Source organism: Methylobacterium sp. J-043 (assembly GCF_022829505.1).
GTDB lineage: Bacteria > Pseudomonadota > Alphaproteobacteria > Rhizobiales > Beijerinckiaceae > Methylobacterium > Methylobacterium extorquens_A.
In genome coordinates, this window is record NZ_JAKSYB010000056.1 from 25833 (window position 1) to 38860 (window position 13028).

The following is a 13028-nucleotide window of genomic DNA, read 5'->3' on the forward strand; positions in this document are numbered from 1 at the left end:
GACTTCGTCCGAGCGCCTCACCGTTCGAGGGTCTGAAGGTAGGCGATCAGGGCCTGCGCCTCGTCGGGATCGAGCCGGAATTCCGGCATCGTCGGATGGCCCGTGGTGATGCCCTCCGCCAACGCCTCGGCCAGATCCGTGACGGGGTAGCGGCGGTGCAACGCGCGGAACGGCGGCGCGTCCGGCAACGGGCTCGCGCCGACGCGGCCGATCGCGTGGCAGCGAGCGCAGTTCGTGCGCGCGATGGTCTCGCCACGCTTAGCGCGGGCATCGAGCGCCTGGGTGGCGGCCGGGAGGGCGATCAGCAGGAGGGCCAGGATCGGAAGGGTGGTCGCGATACGCATCAGTGACACATCAGGCAGGGGAGGGGGCTGCGGTGCAGCATCTCGCGGGTGACGCCGCCGAACAGCCACTCGCGCAGGCGGGTATGGCCGTAGGCGCCCATCACGATGAGGTCGGCCCCCTGTTTGACGGCGAAGCGCAGGAGTTCGTCGCCGTCGCTCACGACGCTGCGCAGCAGGTGGGTCGTGATGGCGGCGCCGTGGCGGGCAAGATGGCCGGCGACATCTTCCGCGCCCTCGTTGCGGGCGCCTTCGCCGGTGCTGACGACGAAGACCTGATCCGCCTCGCGGATGAAGGGCAGCGCGGCCGAGACGGCCCGGCGCGCCTCTGACCCGTCCTTCCAGGCCACGACGATCCGGGCGCCCCGAAGGTGCTCGGCGCGCGGGGGCACCACGAGGACCGGGCGGGCGGCCTCCATCAGGACGGGGCCGGGCGACACGCCGAGGGTGGAGAGCGGGATGTCGTCGAGGCCGCAGCGTCCCACCACGAGGAGATCGGCCGCCCGCGCCTGCTCGACGAGGTGGGAGATCGGACCCGCCAGGGCCTCGCGCCAGTCGCGGCGCAGCGGGGCTTCGGCGGAGCGCTCGAACAGGGCGTGTGCCTGTTCGAGCAGGGCCCGCGCCTTCTCCTCGAAATGCGGCTCCTCGTCATAGATCTCGCCGATATCGCGCACGTAATCGGGTGTCGGCACCTTGCAGGCGGCCGCCCCGGTGAGCGTCGCCTCGAAGCGCCGTGCGAGCGTGGCCGCAAGCCGGATGCGCTCGGCGGCGGCCTCGTCGAGGTCGACCGAGACCAGGATGTTCGCGTAAGCCATGCTCGCCTCCCCGGGGCATCCCCTCCGCTCGGCGGGGCCATCCTTCGTGGGAGGCATCCTTGCCGCCGGCCGGTACGGGTGCCTTGATCCAGCGCAAGGCGGGCCGAGTGGCCCCCCTTGCGCCGGCCTGCGGCCGACCGCTTCACTCTGCGAGGCTTGAGAACACCATGACCGGCCAGCCCCCCGTCGTCGTCGCGGTCGCGATCACCGGCTCGGTGCCGCGCAAACGCGACAACCCGGCCGTGCCGATCACGGTCTCGGAGCAGATCGAATCGACCCAGGCCGCCTTCGAAGCCGGTGCGGCGCTGGCCCACATCCATGTGCGCAACGACGACGAGAGCCCCTCGTCCGATCCGGAGAAGTTCGCCGCCGTGCAGGCGGGCCTGCGCAAGCACTGCCCCGGCATGATCGTCCAGTTCTCGACCGGCGGGCGCGGCCGCGACCCGGCGAGCCGCGGCCTCTCGCTCCAGCACCGACCCGACATGGCCTCGCTCTCGACCGGCTCGGTCAACTTCCCGACCATCGTCTACGAGAACCACACCACCCTGGTGACAGAACTCGCCGGCCAGATGCAGCGCAACGGCGTGCGGCCGGAGATCGAGATCTTCGACCTCTCGCACCTGCACGGAGCCAAGCGCCTCGTCGAGGCCGGGCTGATGGATGCGCGCCCGCACGTGCAGTTCGTGATGGGCGTGAAGAACGCGCTGCCGGCGCAGGAGCACCTGCTCGACCTCCTGCTCGGGGAGCTGCGCCGCCTGCTGCCGCAGGCGACCTGGACTGCTGCCGGAATTGGCCGCGAGCAGGCCCGCGTGATGGATTGGGCGCTGGCCCGCGGGGCGGATGCGGTCCGCACCGGGCTGGAGGACAACATCCGGATCACGCGGGAGCAGCTGGCGGGCAGCAACGCCGAACTGGTCGGCCTCGCCGTCGCGGCGGTGGCCCGGCACGGCCGCCGTGTCGCGACCCCGGCGCAGGCCCGGACCGTCCTCGGCCTCCCTGCCTGACGGCAGCTGATCCTAACGCCTCGCGAGGCCGGGCGCGCCTGCTGCGGCGTCGAAGGGCAGCGCCCGCTCCAGCAGCCCCGCCCCGAACCGCTCGCGGAAGCCGAGATGCGGCATGTGGGCGTAGCCGATATGGCAGCGGCATTGCGCCAGCGGACAGGGCCGCGGCGTCAGGGCGGCGTCGAAATCCGGGTCGTAGAGGTTGCCGATCCGGGCCGGAACGACGTGGCAGCGGCGGACCTCGCCGTCGCCATCGACGCTGACCACGCTTTCGCCCGTGGCGCAGGCCCGGCCCCGGCTGCGGATCCCGGTGCGGTTGAGGTCGAACAGCGGATCGAGCGCACGCAAGGTGGCGAGGTCGTCCGGCCCGTAATAGTTCGGCCCCTCGTCCCGGTAGGCGTTCACCCAGAGGTAGGTCTCGGGCCGAAGCGCCCGACGCAGGGCGGCGAGCGCCGCGAAATGCTCGCGCTTGCCCACGATGCCGACGCTGTAGCTGATGCCGCGGGCGTCGAGTTCGGCGCAGCGCCCGAGGAAGCGGTCGAGCGGCGTCTCGCCCGGATGGAAGGTGCACCAGAAGCCGATGCGGTCGGAATCGCAGCCGTCGAGCCAGCCCGTCGGCCAGGACAGGTTGGTCTGCGCGGCGACCCGCGTGACATGGGGCATCCGGCTGAGCCGCGCCATCGCCGTCCGGTAGGCCGGCCGGATCAGCGCCTCGCCCCAGGGTGTGAACAGGATGCCCAGCGTGCGCCGGGTCTGGCTGTCGGCCCAGTCGACGAAGCGGGCGAGTTGGCCTGCGTCGCGCCGTAGGGTCTCGCGGCTGTCCCGGCGCTTGGCGAAGGGGCAGTAGGGGCAGGCGTAATTGCAACTCGCCAGCGGGCCTCGGTAGAGGATGTCGAGATGGGCGCCTGCCATGGTCAGCGCAGCGCGTAGGCGCGCATCCGCTCGCGCACGCCCGCCGTCTGGAGCCAGGGGCCGATCGCGTCGGAGCGTTCGAGGCCCGCCTCGGTCAGCCTGAGACCCTCCGCGTCGAGGGTGGCGAGGCCCGCCTCTGCAAGGTCGGCCAGTTCCGGCAGGTCGGCGAGGAGCGGCGTGCCGAAGCGCTCCGCATAGGCGCGCGGGGACAGGCCGGGAGCCTGGAGCAGATGCATCAGCACGAAGCGGCGGCGCTGGTCCTCGGCGTCGAGCCACGCGCCGTAATCGGCCCGGCCGTGGCGCTCCGCGTCGCGGGCGGTGTAGTCGGCGACGATGGCGGCGACGCCCGGCTGCCCCACGGCGTAGGCGGTCGCGTAGTGCAGGGCGGCGGTGTAAGAGCGCGCCCCGGCGCCGAGCCCGACCATGCCGTCGCGGGCGCAATCGTAGGCCGGGCCCCATGCGGCCTCGGGGGCGCGGCGGAACATCCGCATCGAGATCTGCCGGTAGCCCGCCGCGCGCAAGCTGTCGCGGGCCGCGCGGTAGATCGCGAGGCGGCGCGCATCCCAGGCGCGGTCGTCCTCGGCGGCTCCGCCCCGCCGGCCGAGCCCGGTCAGCGGCCGGACGTAGAGGGGATAGAGGAAGAGCTCTTCCGGCTCCCAGGCAAGGGCCGCCTCGACGGATTCGAGGAAGCTGGCGGGTGTCTGCCCGGCGGCGCCGTAGATCAGGTCGATGTTGAGGACCGGGATGCCGGCGTCACGGATCGTTCTGAGCGCCGCCTCGACGCTGCCTCGGGCTTGCGGCCGGCCCATCGCCCGCGCCTCGTCGTCGCGAAACGACTCGACGCCGATGCTGATCCGCTCGACCCCGTGCGCCCGCAGGACGGCGAGCCGCTCCGGCGTGGTGGTGCCGGGCGCGGTCTCGACCGAGGCCGGAAGCGCCAGGGGCGTGGCCCCGAAGGTGTCGCGCAGATCCGCCAACAGGCGGTCGAGGTCAGGCGCTTCGAGGAAGGTCGGGGTGCCGCCGCCGAGCGCCATGCGGGCGACCCGGAACCGGCCGAGGCTGTCGGCCACCGTCTCGGCCTGGAGCCGCAGGGCGTCGAGATAGGGCGCGACGCGGCCCTCGCCGCGGGTCAGGGTGAACAGGTTGCAGAAGCCGCAGCGCATCGCGCAGAACGGCACGTGCACGTAGAGGAACAGCCCGTCCTTGGCTTCCTCCGCCCAGGCCTCGCGCAGGGGCACCGGATGCCGCAGCGGCCGGTAGGCGGTCTTGTGCGGGTAGGCGTATTGGTAGCCGCCATAGACCGGCCCCGCGAGCAGGGCCGCCGTGCTCATGCCGGTGCCCATGGCGGTGTTCATGCCGCCTCCTGGATGAACTCGGCGTAGGGCACGTCCCACACGGTCGGGTGCGCGAGGCGGTGGCCGCGATAGCCGTCCTCGCCGAAGGCGGTGCCGTGGTCGGCGCACAGGATGCAGAGGGCCGGACCGCGCCGGCTCAGTGCCGCGAAGAGCGGGGGCAGGGCGCCGTCGGCGTAGGCCAGCGCGGCCGCTTGCGTCTCCGCGCTCTCCCGCGTCGCGCCCGGCAGGTAGGCGCGGGTCGGGTGATGGGTCGCCGAGACGTTGAGGAACAGGAACAGCCGCCGCTCGCGCTCGAGCGCGGCGATCCGCTCCACGGCGCAGCCGACCTGCGCCGCGGTCGAACCCTTCGCCTGCACGCCGAAGCCGCCGTGCCAGTGGCTCTCGGCGAACAGGCCCGGCAGGACGCGACCGAGCGGGGTGCGCTTGTTGAAGAAGCCGACGCCGCCGATGCACAGCGTATGGTAGCCGCGTGCGGCGAGGCCAGAGACGATGTCGGGCGCATCGAAGACGGCGGTGTCCGGCCCGGTGGTGCGGCTGCCGTCGAAGCGCAGCGCGAAGAGGCGCGGGTGTGCCCCCGGTTCGGCGGGCGTCGGCAGGAAGCCGGCGAAAATCGCCTGATGCGCGGCATAGGTGAAGCTGCCCGGCGCGTGGCGGCACTCCCAGGCCTCGCCCGGCAGCAGGCGCGCGAGGTTCGGCGTCCGGCCCTCCGCCAGCGCGGTCGCGGCCACGTCGTAGCGGAGCGAATCGAGCGTCACGAGCAGGATGTCGTGCGAGCCCACGCGTTCGGCGGCGCGGATCATGCGGCGAGTCCCACGGGACGGCGCGCGGCGATCCAGCCGGGCAGGCGGGCGACCTGCCATTGGTAGGGGTCGAGCCCCGCGTGCCGGACACGGCGGATCAGGTCGCCGAAGGCGTTGGCCTCGAAGAAGACGTGGCGGCGCAGGCCCACGGTCAGTGCCACGTCGAAGGCGACGTGGAAGGTCTGCGGGAACAGCTTCGCGAAGCGGCGGCAATCCGCCCGCATCGCCTCCCAGACGGCGGGCGGCGCCAGGGCGCGAAGCGCGTCCGCCTCGTCCCGGCGCCCGCCGAGATCGAGGTTGGTGATCGGGCCGCGGGCCTTGCGCAGCACGCTATGGGCGGGCTCGCCGTCGATCACGAGCACGCGCAGGTCGCAAGGCCCGCCGTCGAGCGCCGCCTTCGGCACCCACTGCTCTACATGCGCGTCCTGCGCCAGGATTGCGTCGATCAGCGCCACGGCCTCAGCTCCGCGGTAGCGCCGTAGCCGGTGGGAATGGTGCAGCACGCCGGCCCCTGCGCCCGGCACGTGCTCGGCCGCGGAGTCCGTCACGATCCCGTCGCGGGCGACCGTGAGCGCAGCGATGCCGGCGGCGCCCGAGCCGAAGCGCGGCTTGACGAAGACGCGGGTCAGACCGGCCGCGCGCATGGCTGCCACAAGCGCGTCGAACGAGCCGGCCGGCGGCAGCGCCCGCGGCACCGGCAGGCCGTGCGCGGCCATGGCGGCGTGGCAGGCCCGCTTGTCGTAGAACAGGGTGACCGTCTCGGCCTCATGGGTCAGGGCGACGCCTGGCGGGACGACCCGGCGGGCGAGCCGCAGCGCCGCCGCAAGCCCGCGCTGCAGGCCGTGGTCGGGCCGCAGCCGCGTCGCCTCGTCGTCGGCCTCGTCCTCACCGCCGAGGCGCAACAGGGCCCGGCGGATGCCTGGATCGCCGCCGGGCGAGTCGATGCGCAGCAGGCCGCGCCCCTCCGGGAACAGCGCGCTCAGCCGTTCCGGCGCTTCAATGAAGCGGCCGTAGTCGAGTACGGGCGCGAGCGGGTGCCCGGCCCGGACCAGGGCGGCGCTGAAGCCCTCCGTGCGCTCGTCGCCCGCGACCCCGAGGATGACGCAGGGGGCAATCCCAGTGAGCGGGTCACCGGCGCCCGTCATTCCGAGACGGCGATGTTGCGGTAGATCTCGCCGGCATACTCGTCCGGCTCCTGCTGCTCGGAGAGGTCGACCGCCGGCCCGAGAGCCGCCAGCCGCGTCATCGTCGCCTCGGTGAGGAAGTGGTGGTGCAGGTCGAGCCGCGACAGCTTCGCCACCGCGGGCGAGGCGATGAGCGCTTCCGCGCCCGCATCCGTCAGGTTGCCGAGGGAGAGGTCGAGTGTCGAGACGCGTTCCAGCACGGGAGCGGCGGCGACGGCCGCGGCGAGGTCGTCGGCATAGGCACAGTCGCGGAGCGCCAGGGTGTTGAGCTTCGGGAACAGCCGGCCGGCGAAGAGATCCGCAAAATCCTCCGGCGTGCTGTCGCCGCCATACTCGTCGGTGCCGAGCCAGAGTTCGAGATGGCGCAGCTCCGGTGCCCCGGCGGCCAGCGCCTCCCCCACCACCCGGCGCGGCAGGCCGCCCGATTCGACGATGAGCGCGGTCAGGCGCGGCGCCTCGAACCGCCCGAGCGCGAGGCCGGTGGCGCCGCGCACCTGCATGTGCTCCAGGTGCGGGAAGGCCGGCCAGAGCGCCGAGAGGTCGCTCTGGTTGATCCAGGAAATCTCGTTCTCCTCCGAGACGATGTCGCCGAGGAAGAGCGCGCGCAGGTTGGGAAACCGCTCGGCATAGGAGACCAGCGCCTCGACGACCGCCTGGGACGTGCCCTCGGAATCGTCGCCCTGCCAGTAGCCGATGACGAGGGCGTCGGTCGCCTCGGCGCCGGGCAGCGCCGCGTAGCTCCCGAGCATGGCCGGCACGTTGTCCTCGGAATCGTACGCGACGCGGAAGCGCGGCACCGCGCGCTCGAAGTCCCAGGCCTCCATCCCGTTCTGGAAATCCTCGACCGGCTTGCCGAAGAAGGTCGTCAGGTTCTCGTAGGGCATCGGTTCCGGCTTCTCGTTCGGGCGGTGGCGGGACCGGTTCAGGTCTCGATCAGCGGGGCGTAGTCGGCCGGGTCATCGAAGCCGGCGGTCCAGGCCACGGCTTGGTGGCAGGTCTTGGTGGTCGGCGGAACGCGCAGGAAGTAGCGCCGCCCGGTCGAAGGACAGCCGACCGAAACGCAGACGAGGGGCTCGTCGCCCGCGAGATCGACCCGCAGCAGCCGGCGCTCGCCGCCGGGGTCGCGGTCCCGGTCGAGTTCTTCCGCTTCGGCCGCCTCCATGAAGGTCTCGAAGCCGAAGCGCTCCAGCATCACCCGCCGCCGCTCGGCGTTGCGCTCCCCCAGGATCTCGGCGATCCCGAGTTCGTGCGGCCGGAAGGCGATGCGCGCATCCACCGGCACGCCGCGCCAGCGCAGGCCGATGCCGGGCAGGTGCGGCGGCGGTTCGGTGAGGCCGGAGCCGGCCACGTCGATCCACGAGGTGACGCGAAAACTCTCCGGCACGTGGTCGATCCGGCCGCAGCCGGCGATATCGAGCCCGGCGACGGAGCCCCGCGTCGGTAGGGCGCCGATCAGGGCGCAGTCGCGGATGTTGAGCCGCCCTCCGCGTAAATGGAGATCGTCGGGCAGGGCCTTCAGCGCCGAGCAGCCTTCGAGGTCGAGGAAGGCCGGCGACAGGCCGGGCGGCAGGGTCTCCAAGGCGAGGCAATCGCGCAGATCGACGATGCCGGCGCGCAGGTCCGCCGGAAGGGTCGTCAGCCGGTGGCAGGCGCGGGCGGAGAGGCGATAGGTGATCGCGTTGCCATCCTCGATCCGCGCGATGGCGGAGCCGTCGAGCACGAGTTCGCGGCAGCGGATGCCGTGGCCGAGCGTTTCCAGCCGGCTCGCGGGCGCGAGGATCCGGTGACAGACGAGACCGTCCGGCAATGCGCGGGCGGCCTCGTTGCGCGGCATGTCGAGCCGGTCGAGAACCTGCCCGGCCTCTTGCCCGGCCTCGTCGGCAGAGAGCGTGTCCTGAGGGCGCAGGATGCGCCGGGCGGGTGCGGGGGGCATCGGCGATCAATTCCCCGACACTCAGTCCTGCACGGTGACGATGCGCTGCGGCGTGTATTCGCGCTGCCGCCACACCCGGTAGACGCCGCGGTCGAGGGTGATCGTGCCGTGCTCGTCATGGACGACGCGGGCCCGGTCGGCCCGCACGTCGAGGTAGAAACAGCTGTCTCCGGCGAACAGCGCGGCGGGATCGACGACGCGGTGGCTATGGCCGGTCAACTCGCCATGCGCGAGCACGGTATGCGGCAGCGGCCGGCTGGCGGCCTCCTGCGGAACGGCGGAAATCGCGCGAATGAAGATATCGCCCTGACGCCACATGCCCGTCTCCGCCCAGGTTTCAAGAGCAAGAGCCGACTTAAGAGCCGCTTGCCGCTCTTTGTCCGGCTTATGATCGTGGTGCGCGCCAGGCAAAGGCCATGCCTCGACAGAGTTGCGCCCTAACAATACTCTGTTGACACGAGGCTAGCCCGGCGATCGACTGACGGTCAACCGGTGGCGGGCTGCTACGGTACCTCTGCCAAGCCCGATCCGCCCGCCGGCCGATGTGAGGTCCCGGTGGGCCGAGGCTCCCCCGCCGACAGGACAACATTCGGTTGACCTACGGGCTCAGCAGGGTAGAAATCCTACCAATCCGGGTCTCTCTTGTGTTGCGCACAACTTTAATAGCCTGGAATTGACGACATCTGCGGAGTCGTCATCGCCGTCGTCGGCCGGCATTTTTCGCATGTCCGGCTCATCCGCATGTGGGCCTTGCGGTCGCCCACGCTTCAGGAGGTTGACCATCCCCGAAGCAACGTCTTCGCCCGCGCGCTCGCGTCCGCGTGCCCTGGCGCGCCTCGTCGCAGCCACCGTGCTGCTGCCGCTCGTTCTCCTGCTGCTCGGCCTGTGGGAGGTTCGGCGCGGCGCCGACGATCAAGCCGCGTTCGAGGCCGAATCGCAGCGGCTCACCGGCCTCGTGACGCAGATGGAAGCGCGGGCGCCGCGGGACGGTCGCTTCGATCCCCGCCTTCAGTTCCGCTACGAGGGCCGGCTCTATGGCGGGCCGCTCGCGATCGATAAGGCACGCGAAGCCCGCGACGAGGCTGGGCTCCTCGCCACGCTCATGGATTGGCGCCGCGTGCTGCCGCCGGTCGTCGTCGCGGGCGGCGCGCTGGCCGCCGCGCTCTCCGTGCTCGTGCTGCTCGCCGGCGCCGTCCTGGGGCGCCTCGGCCGCGCTTCGCGCGATGCCCTGGTGCGCGGCTTCTCGCTGATGCGCCGGCTGCTCCCCGCGACGCTCTCGCTCCAGATTCTGGCGGCGACGGCGAGTTTCGTCGCTGCCGTGACCTTCGAGGCGGCGGCCCTGCTTCAGGGCGGCTTCGACGGCGGTGCGCTGAAGCTCCTGGCGATCGCCGTCGTCGCGGTCGGCGCCGTCGTCTTCGTGGCCGGCACGACGGTGCTCGGCCTGCGCCGGGCGCTCGGCGCCTTCGAGCCCGATCCGCTGCCGATCGTCGGCCGGACGGTGACGCCCGAGCAGGCGCCGGGCCTGTGGCGCCTCGTCGAGGGGCTCGCCGCGCGGCTCGGAGCCCTGAAGCCCGAGGCGGTGGTGGTCGGGCTCACCGAAGGCTTCTTCGTCAGCGCCGGGCCGGCGGTGCTGGAACCCGGCGGGGTGCGGGTCACCGGCCGGATTCTCTACCTGCCGCTGCCCTATCTCGCCCTGATGCGGGGCGACGAGGTGGCGGCGATCATCGGCCACGAACTCGCCCACTATGCCGGCGGCGACACCCTCTACAGCCAGCGCTTCCTGCCGATCTATGCCGGCGTCGAGCGCTCCCTCGACGCGGTCGCCGAGGGCCACCAGGGCTCGCTCGGGCTGCTCGGGCCGTCGCTGCGCCTCGGCGTCTTCGTCATGGAGCGCTTCCACCTCGCCGTGCGCCACTGGAGCCGGACGCGCGAGTTCGCGGCCGACGCGGCCGGCGCGGGCGTGACCTCGATCGATGCCTCGGCCCGCGCCTTGCTCCGCGCCGGCGCGGTGGGGCCGCGCATCGCCGAAACCCTTCAGGCCGCGGCCGATGCGCCGGATGCGGCGCCGCCCGACCTCGTCGCCGCCGCCCTCGACCGCGCGATCCGGAACGGGCTCGACGACCCGGCGGCGCATTGGCAGGAGGAGCAGGCCCACCCGACCGACACCCACCCGCCGACCCGCGAGCGCGTCGCCGCCCTCGGGCGCAGCATCGACGTGGATCTCATGGCCGCGGCCGGCGCCGTGCCGCCGCCCCACGCGCTCGGGCAGCTCGCCGCCTATTTCGCCGACCCGACCGGGCTCAGCCGGGCGGCGACCGACGACTTCCTCGGCGCGCTGCGGGCGCAGGACGCGGCGTACCGCGCCCATCTCGAGGCGACGGCGGCGGAGGTCGGCACCGAGGAGCGGGTGCTGCGCGCGAACTACCGTCCGCGCGGGATCGCGCTGGCGGTGGGCGGCGGCCTGTTTGCCGTCATCGCGCTCGCGATCGCCGTGTTCGGCGTGCCGGGGATTTCGCCGAAGGACAACGGCGTCGTCCTCGCAATCGCGCTCGGCTTCGCCGTGCTCCTGAGCGGGGCCGGCGTCCTCATCCTGCGCCGGGGCGAGCCCGTGATGCTGACCCTCAGCCCCGCGGGGCTGAAGGCGCCGGGGCTCGACCGGACGATCCCCTGGGACTCCATCGCCGACCTCGACATGACGCTGAACCAGACCGGCATCCTCACGCGCCTGCTGCTGCCGCCCGAGGCGGACTGGCCGCAGCGCCTGCCCGGCCGGAACGGAATCAAGCTCGACGCGAAGCGCCGGATCATCACGTTCCCGATCGGCCTGCCGCGCGGAATGAAGCCGCCGGACTTCGCCGAGCTGATCGGCCGCTACCAGATGGCCGCGCAGGCCCGGCGCCTCCTCGCCGAGACCGAGGCCCTCGCGCCGCGATCCCCCTCCGAATCCCAACGCGCCGAGGCTTCATGACCGCATCCCCTGATCGCGCCGAACGCACCGAACCCCTGCGGCTGCCGCCCCAGGGCCAGGGCTGGATGGCGACCTTCTGGGTGCTGTTCGGCGTCGTGGCGCTCGGGGCCATGCTCGCGGCCTGCGCCATCTACACGGCGCCGGCCCTGATCTCGGACTGGCAGGTCCGCGAGACGGCCGCGCCGGTGGCGGAGGCCCGGATCAGCGACGGCAAGTGCAGCTCCAAGATCGCGATCCACATCTGCGACCTGACCTTGAGCCTGCGCCGGCCCACCGGCACCGTGACGCGCCGGGTGAACTACGTGTTCGCCGGCCTGCATGTCGGCGATTTCGGCGCCGGGCCGATGGCCGATCCGGCCCGCCCGGATCTCATCACCACCGATCTCGGCCTCGAGCGGCTGTGGAACCGCACGATCACCCTCGCGGTGATCATGGCCGCGCTCGCGGCGACCATCTTCGGGGCGCTCCTCTCGCTGGTGCGCAACCGGCGCGCTGCCGCCAATGCAGCCGGGTGACGGGCTGTCCCGGCCGGATCAGTCCGCATGCTCGGCGGCATCGAGCGCCTTCCGTACCGCCGGATCGCGGCCGTAGCGGCGCCGCAGCCGCGTCTCGTCCGCCTCGATGGCATCGCAGCGCAGGGTCTTGACGGCGGCGGCGATCTGCCGGCCGCGGGCCGCGTCGGAGGCATCCTCTCCGGACCAGTGGTTGCAGCCCCGCCGCCGGTCCAGATAGGCGACGACCGCGGCGGGCAGGCTCTTTCCCTCCGCAGGCGAGAGGGCCGGATCGGCCCAGGCCGGAGCGGGCCGATCCGCGAGAATCAGCGCGGCGAAGAGCGCGGCGGTGGTCCACGGTCGGGTCATCGTCACATTCTTCCCTTCATGGTTGTGGCCCCGCTTAGCAGGGATTCGACGTGAGACGCACACGCACCAAGCCGCTTCTCTCCTGCTCCGCCCTCGCCGGGCTCTTCATCGGCCTCTCCACCGCGATGCCGTCCGCCGCCGAGGGTTGGAACGCGGCGCGGTTCGATCCGCCCGCGAAGGTCGAGACTGTCACGGATGCCGAAGGCCGAGAGATCACCTGCACCGTCTATCCCGATCTTGTCATCCGCGAGAGCGACACCGGTACGCCCGAGCCCGGGGATGCAGCGCTCATCCCGATCCGCGGCGGCCCGCCCGTGGCCTGCCGCGCCGCCCCCGGCGTCAGCGCGCGTACGCTGGAAACCGGCGGCCAGCGCTTCATCGGGCGGGCGGACGGGTTCCTCGTGTTCGAGGATGCGAGCAGCAACGGCACCATGCCCTTCGCGGTGATCGATGCCGGGACCGGCCGCAGCCTGTTCACCGACACGACCACCTACGACGGCATCGACAGCTTCGCGGCCGAGGGCGCGACGCTGCGGCTCGGCTTCCGCCGCGGGGTGCAGGGCAGCTGCTCGATCCCGCAAGGGGGCGCGGCCTGCTGGGCGCGGATCGTGCGCGAGGAAAAGCTCCCGGTATCGGTCGCAGCCCTGCCGGTGCCGGCCCAGGTTTGCGCGCAAGCCTACCGCGCCGGGAAGGCCCCCAAGGATACTCCGAGCATCGTCTCCTTCCCGGTGCGGCTCGTCTGGAGCGGCAGCCTCGCCGTCGAGGCCGACGGCCCGGTGCGATGCCTGCCGACGCCGTGATCGCGCACCCGCCCTTCACCATGCCCGCGCCCGCGATGCGGGCCGACTCTTCGAGGAGA

General features: G+C 72.5%; 14 protein-coding genes. 4 read left to right on the forward strand and 10 right to left on the reverse strand.

Annotation, left to right across the window (positions count from 1 at the left end; genetic code table 11):
* Positions 1–17: 17 nt before the first annotated feature.
* Both MKK50_RS14865 and MKK50_RS14870 read right to left on the reverse strand, forming a co-directional pair.
* Positions 18–344 (reverse strand): c-type cytochrome, encoded by a 327-nt coding sequence (locus tag MKK50_RS14865; protein WP_253373703.1) that lies wholly within the window; start codon positions 342–344, stop codon positions 18–20.
* Complete coding sequence (locus MKK50_RS14870) at positions 344–1156, reverse strand: universal stress protein (RefSeq protein ID WP_499023400.1); 813 nt, start codon at positions 1154–1156, stop codon at positions 344–346. Before MKK50_RS14870 ends, MKK50_RS14865 begins: the two co-directional genes overlap by 1 nt.
* Positions 1157–1323: 167 nt before the next feature.
* Between MKK50_RS14870 and MKK50_RS14875 the strand changes: the two genes are divergently transcribed.
* On the forward strand, positions 1324–2160 hold the full coding sequence (locus MKK50_RS14875) for a 3-oxoadipate:acetyl-CoA acetyltransferase (RefSeq protein WP_499023403.1): 837 nt from the start codon (positions 1324–1326) through the stop codon (positions 2158–2160).
* Between the two features lie 12 nt (positions 2161–2172).
* On the opposite strand, the gene MKK50_RS14880 is transcribed toward MKK50_RS14875, so the two are convergent.
* The 7 genes from MKK50_RS14880 to MKK50_RS14910 are packed head-to-tail and all read right to left on the reverse strand — an operon-like array spanning position 2173 to position 8659.
* A complete protein-coding gene (locus tag MKK50_RS14880; RefSeq protein ID WP_499023407.1) occupies positions 2173–3069 on the reverse strand; it encodes an STM4011 family radical SAM protein in 897 nt (298 codons plus the stop codon).
* A 2-nt stretch (positions 3070–3071) separates the two neighbouring features.
* Complete coding sequence (locus tag MKK50_RS14885) at positions 3072–4424, reverse strand: STM4012 family radical SAM protein (protein WP_499023411.1); 1353 nt, start codon at positions 4422–4424, stop codon at positions 3072–3074.
* Complete coding sequence (locus MKK50_RS14890) at positions 4421–5224, reverse strand: STM4013/SEN3800 family hydrolase (protein WP_499023415.1); 804 nt, start codon at positions 5222–5224, stop codon at positions 4421–4423. The genes MKK50_RS14885 and MKK50_RS14890 overlap by 4 nt, the downstream gene beginning before the upstream one ends.
* Positions 5221–6369, reverse strand: coding sequence for an STM4014 family protein (locus MKK50_RS14895; protein WP_499023418.1), 1149 nt, complete (start codon positions 6367–6369; stop codon positions 5221–5223). Before MKK50_RS14895 ends, MKK50_RS14890 begins: the two co-directional genes overlap by 4 nt.
* Positions 6366–7292 carry an STM4015 family protein gene (locus MKK50_RS14900; RefSeq protein ID WP_499023421.1) on the reverse strand — a complete coding sequence of 309 codons (927 nt, stop codon included), beginning with the start codon at positions 7290–7292 and terminating at the stop codon, positions 6366–6368. Before MKK50_RS14900 ends, MKK50_RS14895 begins: the two co-directional genes overlap by 4 nt.
* A gap of 38 nt (positions 7293–7330) precedes the next feature.
* Complete coding sequence (locus MKK50_RS14905) at positions 7331–8341, reverse strand: DUF6745 domain-containing protein (protein WP_499023425.1); 1011 nt, start codon at positions 8339–8341, stop codon at positions 7331–7333.
* Positions 8342–8362: 21 nt separating this feature from the next.
* Positions 8363–8659, reverse strand: coding sequence for a DUF8820 family protein (locus MKK50_RS14910; protein WP_499023430.1), 297 nt, complete (start codon positions 8657–8659; stop codon positions 8363–8365).
* 457 nt (positions 8660–9116) lie between these two features.
* Between MKK50_RS14910 and MKK50_RS14915 the strand changes: the two genes are divergently transcribed.
* Positions 9117–11309: a M48 family metallopeptidase gene (locus MKK50_RS14915; protein ID WP_499023433.1), complete on the forward strand. Its 2193-nt coding sequence runs from the start codon at positions 9117–9119 to the stop codon at positions 11307–11309.
* On the forward strand, positions 11306–11824 hold the full coding sequence (locus MKK50_RS14920; protein WP_499023436.1) for a hypothetical protein: 519 nt from the start codon (positions 11306–11308) through the stop codon (positions 11822–11824). Before MKK50_RS14915 ends, MKK50_RS14920 begins: the two co-directional genes overlap by 4 nt.
* Before the next feature lie 18 nt (positions 11825–11842).
* On the opposite strand, the gene MKK50_RS14925 is transcribed toward MKK50_RS14920, so the two are convergent.
* Positions 11843–12169 (reverse strand): hypothetical protein, encoded by a 327-nt coding sequence (locus tag MKK50_RS14925; protein WP_499023440.1) that lies wholly within the window; start codon positions 12167–12169, stop codon positions 11843–11845.
* A 50-nt stretch (positions 12170–12219) separates the two neighbouring features.
* Between MKK50_RS14925 and MKK50_RS14930 the strand changes: the two genes are divergently transcribed.
* The gene (locus MKK50_RS14930; RefSeq protein WP_499023444.1) at positions 12220–12969 is read left to right on the forward strand and encodes a hypothetical protein; all 750 of its coding nucleotides are present in this window, start codon (positions 12220–12222) and stop codon (positions 12967–12969) included.
* Positions 12970–13028: the final 59 nt, after the last annotated feature.